The sequence below is a fragment of the Mesorhizobium sp. M0587 genome (assembly GCF_040320945.1).
GTDB lineage: Bacteria > Pseudomonadota > Alphaproteobacteria > Rhizobiales > Rhizobiaceae > Mesorhizobium.
On the sequence record NZ_JAMYQP010000013.1, the window covers coordinates 37915 to 55787 of the forward strand.

14 protein-coding genes are annotated in these 17873 nt (G+C 62.6%); 4 read left to right on the forward strand and 10 right to left on the reverse strand.

Annotated elements, in window-relative coordinates; translation table 11 throughout:
* Window positions 1-200 precede the first annotated feature (200 nt).
* The 10 genes from NKI49_RS14350 to NKI49_RS14395 form a co-directional block, all read right to left on the reverse strand.
* Window positions 201-1265 carry an ABC transporter ATP-binding protein gene (locus NKI49_RS14350; RefSeq protein WP_027024128.1) on the reverse strand — a complete coding sequence of 355 codons (1065 nt, stop codon included), beginning with the start codon at window positions 1263-1265 and terminating at the stop codon, window positions 201-203.
* Window positions 1266-1293: 28 nt separating this feature from the next.
* Complete coding sequence (locus NKI49_RS14355; RefSeq protein ID WP_352602108.1) at window positions 1294-2085, reverse strand: ABC transporter permease; 792 nt, start codon at window positions 2083-2085, stop codon at window positions 1294-1296.
* Window positions 2082-2996: an ABC transporter permease gene (locus NKI49_RS14360; RefSeq protein WP_502899519.1), complete on the reverse strand. Its 915-nt coding sequence runs from the start codon at window positions 2994-2996 to the stop codon at window positions 2082-2084. The genes NKI49_RS14355 and NKI49_RS14360 overlap by 4 nt, the downstream gene beginning before the upstream one ends.
* A gap of 64 nt (window positions 2997-3060) precedes the next feature.
* The gene (locus NKI49_RS14365) at window positions 3061-4167 is read right to left on the reverse strand and encodes an ABC transporter substrate-binding protein (protein WP_352602110.1); all 1107 of its coding nucleotides are present in this window, start codon (window positions 4165-4167) and stop codon (window positions 3061-3063) included.
* A 243-nt stretch (window positions 4168-4410) separates the two neighbouring features.
* The gene (locus NKI49_RS14370; RefSeq protein WP_352602112.1) at window positions 4411-5583 is read right to left on the reverse strand and encodes an iron-containing alcohol dehydrogenase; all 1173 of its coding nucleotides are present in this window, start codon (window positions 5581-5583) and stop codon (window positions 4411-4413) included.
* Between the two features lie 32 nt (window positions 5584-5615).
* A complete protein-coding gene (locus tag NKI49_RS14375; protein WP_352602114.1) occupies window positions 5616-6104 on the reverse strand; it encodes a DUF2569 domain-containing protein in 489 nt (162 codons plus the stop codon).
* Window positions 6105-6134: 30 nt separating this feature from the next.
* Window positions 6135-7523 (reverse strand): aldehyde dehydrogenase family protein, encoded by a 1389-nt coding sequence (locus tag NKI49_RS14380; RefSeq protein WP_352602116.1) that lies wholly within the window; start codon window positions 7521-7523, stop codon window positions 6135-6137.
* Window positions 7524-7716: 193 nt separating this feature from the next.
* Entirely contained in the window at window positions 7717-9087 is a 1371-nt protein-coding gene (locus NKI49_RS14385; protein WP_352602118.1) for a glutamine synthetase family protein, read from the reverse strand.
* An 88-nt stretch (window positions 9088-9175) separates the two neighbouring features.
* Complete coding sequence (locus NKI49_RS14390; RefSeq protein WP_352602120.1) at window positions 9176-10738, reverse strand: amino acid permease; 1563 nt, start codon at window positions 10736-10738, stop codon at window positions 9176-9178.
* Window positions 10739-10759: 21 nt separating this feature from the next.
* Window positions 10760-11578, reverse strand: coding sequence for an N-formylglutamate amidohydrolase (locus tag NKI49_RS14395; RefSeq protein WP_352602123.1), 819 nt, complete (start codon window positions 11576-11578; stop codon window positions 10760-10762).
* Window positions 11579-11722: 144 nt separating this feature from the next.
* Here NKI49_RS14395 and NKI49_RS14400 point away from each other — a divergent pair, with 144 nt between their 5' ends.
* From NKI49_RS14400 to NKI49_RS14415, 4 genes are all read left to right on the forward strand, one after another.
* On the forward strand, window positions 11723-12550 hold the full coding sequence (locus tag NKI49_RS14400; RefSeq protein WP_352602126.1) for a MurR/RpiR family transcriptional regulator: 828 nt from the start codon (window positions 11723-11725) through the stop codon (window positions 12548-12550).
* A 236-nt stretch (window positions 12551-12786) separates the two neighbouring features.
* Complete coding sequence (locus tag NKI49_RS14405) at window positions 12787-13323, forward strand: GNAT family N-acetyltransferase (RefSeq protein WP_352602129.1); 537 nt, start codon at window positions 12787-12789, stop codon at window positions 13321-13323.
* A 227-nt stretch (window positions 13324-13550) separates the two neighbouring features.
* Complete coding sequence (locus tag NKI49_RS14410; protein WP_352602131.1) at window positions 13551-14711, forward strand: efflux RND transporter periplasmic adaptor subunit; 1161 nt, start codon at window positions 13551-13553, stop codon at window positions 14709-14711.
* Window positions 14708-17839: an efflux RND transporter permease subunit gene (locus tag NKI49_RS14415; protein ID WP_352602133.1), complete on the forward strand. Its 3132-nt coding sequence runs from the start codon at window positions 14708-14710 to the stop codon at window positions 17837-17839. Before NKI49_RS14410 ends, NKI49_RS14415 begins: the two co-directional genes overlap by 4 nt.
* The last annotated feature ends 34 nt before the right edge of the window (window positions 17840-17873 follow it).

Here is a 17873-nt window from a genome sequence, read left to right on the forward strand (position 1 = left end):
GGCCTGTTATAGCCGTGAAGCGGCGCTGGCGGCAGTGGCAAGCCGGCTGTAAGCTGTTGATTTAGCCACTCCGCCCGACGGGCCTGTCAGCTCCGCCCCCGGACACTGCCGTATGCCCTTCGTCGCGCCGGGCTGATCCTTCATGTGCCAGTTGTGTTGAGATTCAGATCAGGCCGGCCTCATCTGAATATCGGCACGGCTCAGTGCAAAACCAGCATGTCGCCCGACGAGAACGAAATCTCCGCTTTTTCCCCAACCGCCGGCGGCGGCGTTGCCGGACTGTTGAACGTGTCGAGCGAAACCGTGTTGCCGCCGATGCCGACGCGAACCCGGATCACCGAGCCGAGGAAATGCACCTCTGATATTTCGCCTGAAAGACTGGAGTCACGGCCGGGCTGGCGGCCGAGCGAAATGGCTTCCGGCCGCAGCGCCAGCGACAGCGTGTCGCCGGCCTTCGAGCCGTTGAGCTTGCCCTTCAGCGAGACCTGTTCGGAATTGACGCGCACCGTGCCTGCCGCGGCATCGGTGACGGTGCCTTCGAGCACGTTCAGCGTGCCGACGAAATTGGCGACGAATTTGGTCGCCGGCCGGTTGTAGATCTCGAACGGCGTGCCGACCTGTTCGGCCTTGCCGCCATACATCACGGCAATGCGGTCCGAGATCGACAGCGCCTCTTCCTGGTCATGGGTGACGAAGATGGTGGTGATGCCGAGCTTCTTCTGGATCGAGCGGATTTCCTCGCGCAGCGACACGCGCACCTTGGCGTCGAGCGCCGACAGCGGCTCGTCCAGCAAGAGCAGTTTCGGCTTCGGCGCGATGGCGCGGGCCAGCGCGATGCGCTGCTGCTGTCCGCCGGAGAGCTGGTAAGGATAGCGGTCGCCCATCTGCGGCAGCTTGATGATATCGAGCATCTCGGCGACGCGTTTGTCGGCATCGGCCCTGGGCATGCCTGCCACCTTCAATCCGAAGGCGATATTCTGCGCCACCGTCAGGTTGGGGAACAGCGCGTAAGCCTGGAACACCATGCCAATATTGCGCTGGTTCGGCTTCAGCCTGGTGATGTCCTTGCCCGCGACGACGATCTTGCCTGCCGATGGCTCTTCGAAGCCGGCGACCATGCGCAGGACGGTGGTCTTGCCGCAACCCGACGGCCCCAGGAAAGAGACGAACTCGCCCGGTTCCACGTCGAGGTTGAAATCCTGCACCACGGTGGTGGCGCCGAAGGACTTTCGCACATGCTGGATGGAGAGGAATGGCTCGGCCATGTTCTTTCTTTCGATCAGTGCTTTGCGATCAGTTTGGGCGGTTAGCAGATTTCGGCGCGAACCGCGACAGCACCTGGATGAGCGACATGCAACCCCAGGTGATCACGAAGGCGATGATGGACAGCGCCGCCGGCTCGTAGGCTCGGTTGGCAACCAGATTCTGGAGATACGGCCCGAAGGCAGGCCGGTTGAGCAGGCTCGCCATGGTAAACTCGCCAATGACGATAGCGAAGGTGAGGAAGGCACCCGACAGCACCGCAATCAGCACGTTCGGCAGTATCACGCGGGTGACGATCGTGCCCCAGCCGGCGCCGAGGATCTGTGCCGCTTCGGTCAGCGTGCGCACGTCGATGGTGCGCAGCCCGGTATCGACGGCCCTGTACATGTAGGGCAGCGCCAGCGCCGCGTAGCCGATGACCAGCAGCGCGTTGGTGGCGGTATTGTTCGACAGGAACGGCAGCGGCGAATTAGAGCCGTACATCCTAATATAGCCGAAAACGATGACGATTGCCGGTATGACCAGCGGCAACAAGGTGATGAACTCGACCACCGGCCGAAGCTGAGGCAGACGCAGCCGGATCCAGTAAGCGGTAGGCACAACGATCAGCACGCCGAGCAGGATGGTGAAAACCGCCACTATCACCGAATACATGAAGGTCGTCTGGAACTGGCTGTCGCCGAGCACGACCTTGTAGGCATCGAAGGAATAGACGCCGCGGCGCATGCGCAGCGAAAATTCGATCGTCGCGATCAGCGGGATGAAGAAATAAGCCGCACCGAGGAGGAAGACGACCCACGCCCAGAATCTGCCGGCCTTCATTTGAGCCACCTCTCCGAACGTGTCCGGAACCAGATGTAGAAGATGTTGGCCAGCCCGGTGATGAAGATCATGCCGAAGGCGATGGCATAGCCGAGATGGGCGTTGTGCAGCACATCGCCGCGTATCTGCGCATAGAGCAGTATCGGCACGATGTTGAGCGAGGAGCCGGTCAGCGCATAGGCGGTGGCGATGGCGCCGAAGGCGTTGGCGAAAAGCAGGATGACGGTGCCGAGAAAACTCGGCCACAGCACGGGTATGACGACCATGCGCCAGTACTGCGCCTGGGTGGCGCCGAGCGTCGCCGCCGCCTCGCCCCATTCTCTCTTCAGCCCGTCGATCGCCGGCACGATGATGACCACCATGAGCGGGATCTGGAAATAGACATAGGTGAGCGTCAGTCCCCAGAATGACAGCAGGTTGAAGCCATGGGCATAGATGTTGAAGCTGACCAGCGTATTGAGCAGGACGGTAACCAGTCCGAGCCGGCCAAGCGTGGCGATGAAGGCGAAGGCCAGCGGCACGCCAGCGAAATTTGAAGCAACCCCCGAAAAGGTCAGCGTTCCCGAGCGTATCCATTCGGGCAAACCGCCGCGCACGATGGCGATCGCGATGGCCAGTCCCGCGAAGGCGCCGATCAGCGACGAAGCCAGACTGACCTTGATCGATATCCAATAGGCGGCGACGATATTTGCCTGCGACAGCGCGGCTATGTTTTCCAGCGTGAATTCGCCGGCATCGTTCTGGAATGCGCCCAGCATCAGGTAGAGCGTGGGCAGGATCAGGAACATGATGGCGAAGATGAAGAACGGCGCAACGCCGAGCCATTGCGTCGGCAGCCTGATACTGCGCGCTTCGGCGGGAGGCGCGGCTTTCCCCGCGATGGTCTGATTGGAAAGCGAGAGATCGGTCATGCGCCGGCTACCGTCTTCGAGGACATCCGGGCGACCTTGCGGCCGCCCGGATCGATTTCACAGCTTACTTGACGTTGGCGCCGACGACGGCGTCCCAGTTCTTGGTGATGGTTTCCTTGGCCTTGCCCTGCTCGTCGAGCGTCGGGAACACCGCGGCCGCATAGGACTCGGCTGGCGGCAGCTTGGCCAGCACGTCCGCCGGGACGTTGCCGTTCTTGGCGAGATCGTTGAAGCGGATCGGGTGGCAATAGCCCTTCAGCCAGCCGATCTGGCCCTCGTCGGAATAGAGATATTCCATCCACAGCTTGGCCGCGTTCGGATGCGGCGCGAAAGCACTGATCGCCTGCACATAGACGCCGGCGACGACACCGGTCTTCGGCACGATCACGTCGACCGGCGGGTTGCCCTTCAGCGTATCGCGGCCGGAGAGCGCGTTGTAGTCCCAGGTGACGAGGATCGGCGTCTGGCCCTGGGCAAGCGTTGCGGTCTTGCCGATGACCGGAACGAAATTGCCGGCGGCGTTGAGCTTCTTGAAGAAGTCGAGGCCGGCGGTGCCGGCGGCTTCGCCAGCGGCGGCACCACCGGAAAGGCCGGCGGCGTAGACCGCCTGGATTGCTTGGTTCGAGGCGCGCGGATCGCCGGCGAGAGCGACCGAGTTGGCGAATTCCGGCTTCAGCAGATCGGCCCAGTCGGTGGGTGCTTGCTTGACCAGATCCTTGTTAACCTCGAAGGCGAGCACGCCGTAATAGTCGCCGTACCAGGCGCCGTCGGCATCCTTGGCGCTGTCGGGGATCGAGTCCCAGGTCGACACCTTGTAAGGCATCAACAGGCCGTCGGCCTTGGCGGTCGGACCGAAGGACAGGCCGACGTCGATGACGTCGGGCGCCTGCGGGCCCTTATTGTCCTTGTTGGCCTTGATTGCCTCGACCTCGTCGCCGGAGCCGGCGTCGGGGTTGAGTTCGTTGACGGTGATTTCCGGATATTTCGCCTTGAAGCCGGCGATGACGTCGCCGTAGCCACACCAGTCATGCGGCAAAGCGATGGTGGTGAGCTGGCCTTCGGCCTTTGCGGCCTTGACGAGATCGTCCAGCGGTGCCGCGGACGAAATCACCGTCGACGCGAAAAGCGCCGCGGCCGAAAGGGAAAGCACTTTCCCCGTGAATTTGAACATGTGTTCTCTCCATTGAACTGACGCCGTTGGACGCCTGCGATGCGGTATCGTTTTCGTGTGACAGCCAGATGAAAGCTTTGTGAAACCGGCTGCTCGCAGTGCGAAAAGTAAACTCTTTTTAACCTGACGTAGCAATCGCTTCGCGATTGTTTTTCCGGCTAATTAGTTTGTGCCTTGCCCTTCATCCCCTCCCCTTGTTTTTGTACCCCTTTTTCAGATCAACTTTCAGCCCCGAAAATCGCCTCACACGGTGCCGGCGATGGCGTTTTCGAGCAGGCTGAGCGCCGCCTTCTTGGTCAGCTTGACCGGGTTGCCGCCGGCTGTCGGATCGACCACCGCCATGTCGGCGATCAGCGCCTTGCGCTTCTTGTCCATGTCGAGCCCCTTGATCAGGCCCGGCAGAGCATGCGGCACTTTCAATTCCTTGCGCAGCTTGATGATCGCCTTGGCGAAACCATCGAAACCGCCCTTGATGCCGCAATAGGCGGCGAGCCGCGCGATGCGGTCCTCGATTGCCTCGCGGTTGAAAGCCAGCACATAGGGCATGAACACCGCATTGGTCATGCCGTGATGGGTGTCGTAGAGCGCGCCGACCGGGTGCGACAGCGAATGGATGGCGCCGAGCCCTTTCTGGAATGCCGCAGCGCCCATCGCCGCCGCGCTCATCATGTGGGCGCGCGCGATAAGATCCCTGCCATTGGCATAGGCCTTCGGCAGGTTCTCGAAGACGAGCCGGATACCTTCCACCGCAATGCCGTCGGCCATCGGGTGATATCCCGGCGCACAATAGGCCTCGAGGCAGTGAGCGAGTGCGTCCATGCCGGTGCCGGCGGTGATGAAGCCCGGCATGCCGACCGACAGTTCCGGATCGGCAATGACGATCGCCGGCAGGAGCTTCGGATGGAAGATGACCTTCTTGGTGTGCGTCGCTTCATTGGTGATGACGCCGGCGCGGCCGACTTCGGATCCGGTTCCAGCCGTGGTCGGCACCGCGATGATAGGCGCGATCGCATCCGAATCGGCACGCGTCCACCAATCGCCGACATCCTCGAAATCCCACACCGGCCGCGTCTGTCCAGCCTGGAAGGCGATCAGCTTGCCGAGGTCGAGCGCCGAGCCGCCGCCGAAGGCGATGACGCCGTCATGCTTGCCTTTCTTGAACACCGCGATGCCGGCGGTAAGATTGGAGTCGACCGGGTTCGGCTTCACCTCGGAAAAAACGCCGTAGGACACTTTGGCATCGTCGAGGATCTTCAGCGTCGACGCGACGACCGGCAATTTCGCCAGTCCGGGATCGGTGACGAATAGCGGCCGCTTGATGCCGGTGGCATCAAGCACCTCGGGCAATTCCTTGATTCGTCCGGCGCCGAAGCGGACGGTGGTGGGGTAGTTCCATTTGGAGAACAGCTTGGACATTTCTTCTCGATTTCAGGACGTTGGGATGGAGACTATTGGGTGAAGGTATTTTGAACGCGCTGGGATTTCTTCATGTATAGAATCCAGATCACGGAATAAACGATAGCCCTTTGAACGCTCCTTGCCGTCTCTGCATCGAACAAAGCCACGCCTTGCGCCTCAGAGATATCGCCAATTTGGATTCTCGCGGCGGCAAGAGCGGCCAGGACAGAGACGGGACTGACGGCGGCCCAGACGATGTAAAGGCGTGGAAAGGCCCGCTTCTTGCCGAACAGCAAAACGAGCAAGCCCAGCGGGCAGGCGACCGCGATCGCCAGATATCCGAAAACCTCCGCCACGACGAAGACCTGCTGCGCGCCAGTTAGTAGGCTAAAATACTCGGACAGGCCGATATGGTGATCGAGCAGAACCAGACCACCCAGCGGCATGAAAATGAGGCCAAGCATTGGCACGATGAGGTAGCCGCCAATACCCTCTGGCCCCTGACGAGACGATGGTGTGGACGGCTGTATCTCGGACATTGCCCCTCCTCTGAGCGGCGTTCAGGCAGATCAGATCGCTTCGCGCAGATGGAATGATTTCGGCCTGGTCAGATTGTCATAGCCGATGGCGGACAAGCCCGCCCCCTTGCCGGTGTCCTTGACGCCGGTCCAGACAAGCGCCGGATCGAGATAGTCGCAGCGGTTCATGAACACCGTGCCGGTCTCGACGCGGTTGCCGATCGCCACCGCATGCTCGGTATCGCGCGTCCAGATCGAGGCTGTCAGCCCGTAGGGACTGTCGTTCATCAGCGTGATCGCCTCCTCGTCGTCGCGCACCTTCATGATGCCGACGATAGGGCCAAAACTTTCCTCGCGCATGACGCTCATCTGATGGTCGACTCCGGTCAGCACCTCCGGCGCCAGATAGGGCGAGCCGGCCTGATCGTTGGCCACCTTCATGTTGATGTGCGCGGCGGCGCCCTTGCGCAGCGCCTCGGCTTTCTGCTCGCGGATCAGGTCGGCGAAACGCGCCTGCGCCATCGGCCCCATCGTCGTCGCCTGGTCCAGCGGATTGCCGACGACATAGTTCCTGGTCTCCGCGATGAAGCCCTCGACGAACTCGTCATAGACCTTTTCATGCACATAGACGCGTTCGATGCCGCAGCAGCACTGGCCGGAATTGTAGAACGCGCCATCGACCAGATTGGCGACGGCGTGGTCCATTTTGGCGTCCGGCAGTACGTAGGCCGGATCCTTGCCGCCAAGCTCCAGGCCGAGCGTCATGAACGTGCCGGCCGCGGCCTTTTCTATGGCGCGGCCGCCGCCGACCGAACCGGTGAAGTTGACGTGATCGATCTTGCCGGAGCCAAGCAGCTTCTCGGTCTGGACATGGTTGAGCACGACGTTCTGGAACACGCCCTTAGGCAGTCCAGCCCTGTCGAAAGCCTGTTGAAAACGCTCGCCGACCAGCAGCGTCTGCGCCGCATGCTTGAGGATGACGGCATTGCCGGCCATCAGCGCCGGCACGATCGTGTTGACCGCGGTGAGATAGGGGTAATTCCACGGCGCGATCACCATGACCACGCCGAGTGGATCCTTCTTCACATAGCGTCGGAACCCGTCCTTCGGGTTGGAGGCCGGCACCGATCTGAGCGCCGCCTCGGCGATCTCGACCATGTAGTTGGTGCGCTCCTTGACGCCGCCGAACTCACCGCCGTAACGCACCGGACGCCCCATCTGCCAGGCGATTTCCGGCACGATCTCGTCGGTCATCGCGACCAGCGCTTCGAGCATCGCAAGCATGTACTTGCCGCGTTCGACGATCGGCGTCTGCGCCCACTTCTCTTGCGCCGCTTTGGCACGCTCTACCGCGGCATTGACCGCCTGGTCTGTCGCTATCGGCCGCTCGGCATAGATCGAGCCATCGACGGGGGATTTGAGTTTGACCGTTTCGGCCATCGTTTAAGTCCTCGCACTTCTGTACAATCGAAAAATCACATGGCTTGGCGCTGCCCCTCATCCGCCTGCCGGCACCTTCTTCCCGTATAGTGACGGGGAGAAGAGAAGCGCTCCAGCGCCGGCGAGCCCCTCTCCCCGTTCTTCACGGGGAGAGGGTAAGCGTGAGGGGCGGCGCCAACGCTCGCAAGTCAACTTAATACCGCTCGAACCCCCTGTGCAGTTCCCAATCCGTAATCCGGCGGTCGTATTCGAACTGCTCCCATTTTGCGGTGTGGACATAATGTTCGAGCACGTCTTCGCCGAGCGCCTGCTTCAGCATCTTCGACTTCGTCAGCGTCTCCGTCGCATCGCGCAACGTTTTTGGAATTTCCGGCAAACGGGAGGCCTGATAGGCATCGCCGACGAAGGGTTTCTGAAGCTCCAGCTTCTCGTCGATGCCGGCAAGACCGGCGGCGATCAGCGCCGCGAAAGCGAGATACGGATTCAAGTCGGCGCCGCCGATGCGGCATTCCATGCGGATGCCCTTGGTGCCCTCGCCGCACAGGCGGAAGCCGGCGGTGCGGTTATCCTCGCTCCACATGATCTTGGTCGGCGCGAAGGTGCCGGCCTGGAAACGCTTGTAGGAGTTGATGTACGGCGCCAGGAACCAGGTGAATTCCTTGGCGTATTTCAACTGTCCGGCCGCCCATTGCTGGCCGAGCGTCGACAGCGTCCATTCGGCATTCTTATCGAAGAACAGCGGCGTCTTGCCGTCGGCGCTCCACAGCGAATTATGGATGTGGCTGGAATTGCCGGCCAGCCCATAATTGTACTTGGACATGAAGGAAATCGACTTGCCTTCGGACTCGGCAATCTCCTTGGCGCCGTTCTTCAGGATGACGTGGCGGTCGGCCATATCGAGCGCCTCGGCATAGCGCACATTGATCTCTTCCTGGCCCGGGCCCCACTCGCCCTTGGAATTCTCGATCGGAATGCCTGCGGCTTCCATCTCGTTGCGAAGCCGGCGCATGACACCTTCTTCCTTGGTGGTGATCCCGATCTGATAGTCGCCAATATAGGGCGAGGCGGTGTCGAGGCCCTGCCAGTGCTTCTTGCGGGCGGAATCGTAGGTCTCGTTGAACAGGTAGAATTCGAGCTCGGACGCGAAATAGCCGATATAGCCGCGCTCGCTCAGCCGCTTGACCTGCTTCTTCAGGATGGCGCGCGGCGAGTGCGGCAGGTCGTCATGCGTGTGATGGTCGAGCACGTCGCAGATCACCAGCGCCGTCTTCTCCAGCCATGGAATGCGCCGCAGCGTCGCGAGATCCGGCTTCATGACGAAGTCGCCATAGCCTTTCGACCAGCTTGCCGCCTTGTAGCCCGGCACCGGCTCCATATCGATGTCGGCGGCCAGCAGGTAGTTGCAGCCATGCGTCTCGTCATGCGCGGAATCGACGAAGTACTGCGCCAGGAACCGTTTTCCCGCCAGCCGGCCCTGCATATCGACGATGCAAGCCAGCACCGTGTCGATCTCGCTGCTGGAGACCGCTTTCTTCAACTGATCGAACGAGAAATTCCCGGCCATTCCTTTGGCACTCCAGCGCTTGTCGATTGATAAGGGGGCAAACGAACCATGGCCGGCACAATGCCGGCCATGGTCATGAAGGTCGATGTCAGTGACCGGTCTCGCCGACCGCCAATTCGGCAGCCGCGATGGCAGCCTGGCGCTTGGCGATCTGATCGCCGATTGGCGGGCCACGGAAACGGCGGTTTTCGAAACCGAACCAGAGCACGGCTGTCAGCAGGATGAAGCCTAAGGTGATGTAAAGCACCTTATCGTTCGGCGGCTGGATGGCGATGTAGAAGATGATCACCATGCCGACGACCGAAAGGGCGCAGAACAGCTTGAACAGGCCCGCGCCGAGGTTCCATGGACCCGGCTTCGGCCATTTCGCCGTTCCGAAGGTCATCATGCCGAGGACGATCGGAATGATGAACGAAAGGAACAGGAAGACCAGCGTCGAGTTGACCACGATGGTATAGATGTTGGTGCCGCCGATGGAGACGAACTGGGCGAGAAAGACGTAGATGACCTCCAGGATCGCGGCGGTCCAGATTGCGTTGACTGGCGTGCGCCAGGTTGGGTTGACCTTGGCGAGCCCGGCCGATCCGACCGGCATGCCGCCGTCGCGGGAGAAGGCAAACAACATACGCGATGCCGATGTCACCGTGGCGAGACCACAGAGGAACTGCGAGAGCAGGATTGCCAGGTAAAGCAGCTCTTTCAGCCAGACCGGCAGGATTGCATCCATGGTCAAGAAGAAGACGCTCCAGCCCTGCTTGGCGCCGGCCGCCAGGTCCGGAATGGCCAGTACGATCGCGCACAGCATTACCCAGCCGATCAGCGAGGACCAGAGCACCGACGAAACGATCGCCCGCGGAACGGAATGCGCTGCCTTGACCGTTTCTTCCGACGTGTGCGCCGACGCGTCGTAGCCGGTGATGGTGTAGACCGGCAGAAGCAGGCAGAGCAGGAAGAGGTAGCTCATGGAATCGGTCTGCGGAAAAACGCCGCCGCCCGCATCGCCCGAATAGTTGGTGAACGTCCATAGCCGCGTGATGTCGATCGCGGGCGCGAACACCAGGCAAGCTACGATCAGAACCGCCGTGGCGCCCAGGATGAGGAAGCCCGAAGCGTCCGTCAGCATGGCCGTGAGCTTGATGCCGAAGTGATTGAGCAGTGCCTGGAGGACGGTGACGAAGGTGACGAAACCGACGATTTCACCCGGCGTCCCGGTGATTCCGAAAGCCGCGCCGAAAGTCCCGACGAAGAAGAAGGCGGTTCCGATGTTGATCGCGCCAAGCACGGTGATCAGACCGAGCAGATTGAGCCAGGCGGTAAGCCAGCCGGTGAAGCGGTTTCCGAGGATCGACGACCAGTGATAGAGACCACCGGCGGTTGGGAACGCCGAGGCGATCTGCGCCATGGCGAGAGCGAAAAATCCCGAAACGGCGCAGCCGACGATCCAGCCGATACCCGCGCCCGCGCCGCCGATCGACGACGTCGCCTGCGCGAAGGAATTGATGCCGCCCGATAGAATGCAGATGATCGAGAATGAGATCGCGAAATTCGAGAAGCGGCTCATGCTTCGCGACAGTTCCTGGGCATAGCCCATTCCGTGGAGAACCTTGAGGTCCTCCTTCTTGTCAACGTCTGTATAACCCGGTGCTGCCATTTTGGTGTCCCCTGTTGATTTTCAGCTGGCCGATTGGACTGACTTCCTGACCGAATGCGATCTGGGCCGCGTGGCCTCCTCTGGTTCCAGATCCGAAAAAATGCCCGTGAGCAGATCCGCCCATTTCCGCTGCCCGGCCTCGCCGGAGATTTCGTCGTTGCGGATTTCGATCATCGCACAGGGAAGCCCGCGCAAGCGCGCATGGCGTTCCAGCGTGAAATAGACGCGGTCGGCAGGCGAATAGGGCTCGTTGACGCCGACGGTGACGCCGGCAAGCCGCCTGAGCGCCGCTATCAGAGGCAATGCCAATCGGCGATCGTCGTCATGGATGATGCCGATGTGCCAGGGCCGGTTGCGGCCCTTGTAGACGGGCGTGAAGGAATGCACGGAAACCAGACGGGTCTCCTGTCCGCGCGCCAGCCTGTCGTCGACGATGCGCTCGACGGTGGCATGAAACGGCTGCCACGACAGCGCGACGCGCGCCGCCCGCTGCTCGTCCGACAGGCCGGTATTGCCCGGTATGACAGTGGTTTCGCTAACCGGCGGCACAAGGTCGGGTGCGTCGAGCGGCCGGTTGCAGTCGACGACGAGGCGCGAAATGCGGGTTTCGATCAGCGTCGCATCGAGCGCTTGCGCCATGCGCCGCGCGACCGGCAGCGCGCCGGGATCCCAGGCGATGTGGCGGGATAGGTCCTCGGCGGCAAGGCCGAGCGTGCCGAATTCGGCTGGCAGGAAATTGGAAGCGTGATCGCAAGTCAGCACGAACGGGCTCGATCCAACCGGGTTCGTTACCCCGACGGTATCCGACGCTGCATGGCTGGCGGGCCGCGCTGTCTCCATAGTCCTGTCGTCCCCTGGGAGCGCTGTATCGTATGTTACGTATTTTGTTTCATTGCGTCCCTGTGGATGATTTCATACAGTTTGTCAGGCTTTGTCAAATGCGATTTCGGAAAAGACCGTGGGCCAGGCCAGGGTGGGGATAAGATGATTTCCAGCATTGCGGAATTGATTGCCGACCGCATCGGCACGATGCCGGCCGGCGAGCGGCGCGCGGCCCAGACGCTCATCGCCTTCTATCCGATGATCGGCCTGAAGACGGTTGCCGAATTCTCGGCCGCGGCCGGCGTCTCCTCGCCGACCATCCTGCGCTTCGTTGCCCGGCTCGGCTTCCAGAACTATCCGGAATTCCAGTCGAGCCTGCAGGACGAACTGGCGGCGCAGTTGCAGTCGCCGGCGATAAGGACGCTGAACCCGCCCTCGCCCGGCGGCGGCACGGTGTCGCCGATGCTGGAAGCGACGCTCGCCAATATGCGCGAGACGTTCAGACACCTGTCCGACAAGCAGCTCGCCGACATCGCGGCCAGGCTCGCCGACCGGCGCGGCAAGACCTTCCTGATCGGCGGCCGTTTCACCGATCCGCTGGCGCGCTACATGGCCGCTCACCTCGCCGTCATCCAGCCCGATGTGTTTCACCTCGCCGGGCAGGAAAGCATGTGGCGCGACAGGCTGATCGACATGGGCAAGCGCGACGTGCTGGTGATCTTCGACATCAGGCGCTACCAGGACAGCCTCGTACGCTTTGCCGAGAAGGCGCATCAGCGCGGCGTCCAGATCGTGCTGTTCACGGACCAGTGGCTGTCGCCGATCGCCCGCTTTGCCCGCCATGTGATCGCCGGCCGGACCGCGGTGCCGTCGGCGTGGGATTCCTCGGCCGCGCTTTTCGTCGTCGCCGAAACGCTGATCGGCGCCGTGACCAGGCAACTGGAAGCAGAGGGCGCCCGCCGTATCCGCGAAATGGAAGACCTGCGCTAGGGGTCGAAAAATCGGTCGACGCGCTGCCGCCAAGAGCTGAGATGGGCGGAAAGTGGACCTCCTTGTTTCAAGAATGAAGGTTTGTTCAGGCGAGTTTAGTATCCGGACTCTAGCTGGGCTGGGTGTCAGGCCGCCGCGAAGGGCGAAGCTTCAACCTCGGCCATGCCTTAGGCTTTTTCGCCTTTGTGAACATCTTGTGCTAAGTTCAAAGCGGGTTGCATTGGACCTGCCCGAGAATGCCGAGCATCAGCCTACACCATCGATTGGCGACACGTGCCGATATGCCGGCGCTGGTTGTACTGATGAATGCAGCCATTGGCGACCTTCAAAAGCCGTTCCTCACGGAGGAGCAGATCGCTTCGAGCCGAGCAATCATGGGGCTCGATACGCAACTCGTTGATGATGGAACATATTTCATTGTGGAGCAAAATGGCATCTTGGCCGGTTGCGGCGGATGGAGTCGGCGCGCAACCCTCTACGGCGGCGACCGTTCCCCCGGGCGCGATGCAGCGCTGCTTGACCCGACGAAAGACGCTGCGCGCGTGCGTGCCATGTATACGCATCCCAGTTTCACCCGCCGAGGCGTGGGGCGTCTGATCCTCAGTCTGTGCGAGGACGCCGCCCGCGGCGAGGGCTTCACGAGTGTCGAGCTTATGGCGACCATGGCCGGCGAACCGCTCTATCGGGCCTGCGGCTTTGAAGCGGTTGAAGAAGTCGTCGACAACAGAGGCGGAGCGGGCGTGCCACTGTTGCGGATGAGGAAGGCGTTGTGAATGATCGGCGGGCTCGCACTCATGGCCGTCAGCTGGGATAGCAACACACAGGAACAAGCCGCGCCAAATCTCGAATGTTACGCAGATTTAATGTGCGCGGACACCTGAGACTCGTCATAAAGACGCGATATCGGCGCGGCTTCTTGCCTTACAATAGCCTCGCTTGCGTCTGCTTCATTTCGGGAAACCGGTGGACGGAAGGATCGTTTTAGCCAACCGGAGTGCCGATGGCCGCCTGGAAACAGATAGTTTTTGCGACTGTGGTGCTGGTGATGGCGGCAGCCGCCTGGCTGCGTTTTTTCCCCGGCGCTCCCGAAGTGCTGGCGCGCTGGGGCATAGACTGGGCTTATGCCGCGACGCCCCCGGTTGAAACCGGTGCCTCCAGCGCGAGGCAGGCCGGTAGCCGCAACGGCGCCCAGCGGGTGAATGTGGTCGCCCTCGCTGCCACTTCGGCGACCATCAACGACCGTCTCCAGGCGATCGGCACCGGCCGCGCCAACGCCTCTGTGACCGTCAATCCTTACAGTTCCGGCCGCCTTGCCGAACTGCTGGTCGAATCCGGCAGCCATGTCGACAAGGGGCAGATCATCGCGACACTCGATTCCGAGACCGAAATGATCGCCCAGGAACGGGCCAAGCTCGCCCTGGAGGATGCGCAAGCCAAGCTCGACCGCGTCAGGTCGCTGCGCGCTTCCAACGCCGCGACGCCGGTCGCCGTGGCCGACGCCGAAGTGGTGCTGGCAGGCGCCAGGCTGGCGCTCCAGGATGCAGAACTTGCGCTGCGGCGCCGGTCTATCCCGGCGCTGATCGCCGGCACCGTCGGCATCCTGCCGATCTCGGCCGGCAACTACGTGACCAATCAGTCCGCGGTCGCCACGCTCGACGACCGGTCCTCGATCCTGGTCGATTTCCTGGTGCCCGAGCGTTTCGCCGCCGCCGTCAAGATCGGTGCGCAGCTGACGGCGACGCCGATCGCCAATCCGAGCAACGCCTATACCGGCACCGTTTCGGCCATCGACAACCATATCGACGAGAAGAGCCGCACCTTGCTGGTCAAGGCCAAGATCGCCAACCCGGCCGATTCGCTGCGCGCCGGCATGTCGTTCGGCATTATGATGAAATTCCCCGGCGAGACCTATCCGGCCGTCAGCCCGCTGGCGATCCTGTGGGGTTCGGACGGCGCCTATGTCTGGGCCGTGGAAGACGGCAAGGCCAAACGGGTGCCGGTGCGCATCATCCAACGCAACACCGAGACCGTGCTGATCGACGCCGATCTCGACAGCGGCGACATGGTGGTCACCGAAGGCACACAGAGCGTCAGCGAAGGCGGCGACGTTCGCATCGCCGGCCAGGAGCAGCGCGCCGCGGACGCCGCCGCGGGCTCATGACCGGAACCGTCAATTCCGCCAGCGATACGGGTTTCACGGCGCTGTTCATCCGCAGGCCGGTAATGGCCTTCGTTCTGAATACGCTGATCGCCGTCGCCGGCCTCGCCGCCTTCTATGGCGTGGAAGTCCGCGAACTGCCCGACGTCGACCGTGCTGTCGTCACCGTCTCCACTACCTTCGAGGGGGCGGCCTCCGAAACCGTCGACCGCGAGCTGACCGACACAATCGAGGGCGCGGTCGCCCGCGTCTCCGGGGTCAAGTCGATTTCCTCTTCCTCGTCCTTCGGTTCGAGCCGCGTCACCATCGAGTTCAACGACGGCGTCGATCTCAACGTCGCCGCATCCGACGTGCGCGACGCCGTCGGCCGCGTCGCCAACCAGATGCCTGACACCGCCGATCCGCCGCGCATCGTCAAGGCCGACGCCAATTCCGATCCGGTGATGCGGCTTGCGGTGACGTCGGACAACATGTCGATCCAGGACATGACCGTGGTGGTCCAGGACCAGATCGAGGACGAACTGGCCGCCGTGCCCGGCGTCGCCGACGTCCAGGTCTATGGCGACCGCGACAAGATCTTCCGCATCGATGTCGATCAGAACAAGCTCGCCAGCCTCGGCTTCACGGTTGCAGACCTCCGTGCCGCCCTTGGCTCCGTCGCCTTCGATTCCCCGGCCGGCTCGATCACCACCACGAATCAAGACCTGATCGTCCGCACGACAGCCGATGTGACGACGCCCGCGGAATTCGAGAACATCATCATCGGCGGCGCCACGCGCATCCGCGACGTCGCCACAGTCACGCTTGGCCCCGATGTCGGCCAGACCACGCTGCGCTCCGATGGCAAGACCGGCATCGGCATCGGCATCATCCGCCAGGCGGAATCGAACACGCTCGACATTTCGACCGGCGTCCAGGCTGCCGTCGCCAAGCTGCAGGAGAACCTGCCCAAGGGCATGTCGATCAAGATCACCAGCGACGACGCCGTCTTCGTCAATGGCGCCGTTCACGAGGTCGAGATCGCGCTCGGCCTGTCGGTGACCATGGTGCTGATCGTCATCTACGTCTTCCTGCTCGACTGGCGCGCGACACTGATCCCGGGCCTGTCGATGCCGGTCGCCATGATCGGCACCATCGCCGCGATCTACCTCGCCGGTTTCTCCGTCAACACCCTGACGCTGCTTGCCCTGGTGCTGGCGACGGGACTCGTCGTCGACGACGCCATCGTCGTCCTGGAAAATATCGTGCGGCGACGCAATGAAGGCATGGGCCCCCGCGCGGCGGCCGTGCTCGGCGCGCAGGAAGTGTTCTTCGCCGTCGTTGCCACGACGCTGACGCTGGTCGCCGTCTTCGTGCCGATCTCGTTCCTGCCCGGCCAGACCGGCGGCCTGTTCCGCGAATTCGGCTTCGTGCTTGCCATGTCGGTGCTCTTGTCCTGCGTGGTGGCGCTGACGCTTTGTCCCATGCTCGCCTCGCGCATGCTGACCAGCGCATCGCTGCATCACGAAGGGGGCCATGGCATCGGCGGTCGCATCGGCGGCGCATTGAACGCCGGCTACAGGCGCGGCCTGCTCGCCTGCCTCGACGCTCCGTGGATCGTGGTTCTGGTCGCGGTGCTGTTTGCCGGCACGGCCTTTTCCCTGTTCGGCGCCATCCGCCAGGAACTGACGCCGACCGAGGACCGCGCGGCCGTGCTGTTGCGCATCAACGCGCCGCAAGGCGTCAGTCTCGACTACACGACGCAGCAGATGCAGAAGATCGAGAGACTGATCCAGCCGATGCGCGATTCCGGCGAGATCCGCAGCACTTTCGAGAATGCCGGCCAGAACGGCTCCTACAATTCGGGATTCATGGTGATGACGCTGGCGCCGTGGAATGAGCGCAGCCGTAGCCAGCAGGAGATCATGGCCGAGATCAGCCAGCTGACCCGGCAGGTGCCGAGCGTGCGCATTTTCCCGGTGCAGCCCAACAGTCTCGGCATCCGTGGCGCCGGCAACGGCCTGCAGTTCGCGCTGGTCGGCAACGACCGAAAGGCGCTCGGCGACGCGGCGGTGAAGATCATCGCCGAGATGCAGAAGGACCCACGCTTCCAGGCGCCGCGCCTGTCGATCGACCCGACGCAGCCGCAGCTGGCGGTGGCCATCGACCGCGAGCGCGCCTCCGACCTCGGCATCGACATCACCGGACTGGCAAACACATTGCAGGCCATGCTCGACGGCAACGACGTCGTCGACGTCTACATAGCCGATCGCAGCTATGGCGTGAAACTGGTCTCGACCACCAATCCGATCAACGATCCGACCGATCTGGAAAACATTTTCCTGAAGACGGCTGACGGCCGCTTCGTGCCCATGTCGACCATCGCCACGCTGACCGAGCGTGCCGTGCCGCCGTCGCTGTCGCGCGAACAGCAGCAGCCGTCGGTGGCGATCACCTCCAACCTCGGCGGCAATTTCGCGCTTGGCGATGCGCTGACCCGTGCCGAGGAAATCGCCACGCCGCTGCTGCCTCCAGGCAGCCGCATCCTGCCCTTGGCCGAGGCCGCGACGCTGGGCGAAACCAACAGCGCCATGGTCACCATCTTTGGCTTCGCGCTGGTCATCATCCTCCTGGTGCTGGCTGCCCAGTTCGAAAGTTTCGTCAGCGCCGTCATCATCATGGCGACGGTGCCGCTCGGCCTCGCCTGCGCCATCTTCGCACTGCTGCTCTCCGGCACCAGCTTAAACGCCTACAGCCAGATCGGCCTGGTGCTGCTGGTCGGCGTCATGGCCAAGAACGGCATCCTCATCGTCGAATTCGCCAACCAGCTGCGCGATCGCGGGCTTGGCGTGCGCGAGGCGATCGAGCAGGCCTCGACCATCCGCTTGCGGCCGGTGATGATGACGATGATCTGCACCATACTTGGCGGCGTGCCGCTGGTGCTGGCGGCGGGCGCCGGCGCCGAGGCGCGCGTGGCGCTCGGCTGGGTGATCGTCGGCGGATTGGGGCTCGCGACCATCTCGACGCTGTTCCTGACGCCGGTCGCCTATCTCCTGCTCGGCCGCTTCGTCACGCCGAAGACGCATGAGGAAGCACGGCTGAAGCGCGAACTCAAGCAAGCCGCCTACACCAATGTGGAACCGGCCGAGTAGGGAATTCCAGGAAAAATGTGTTGCGGTTTCCGTC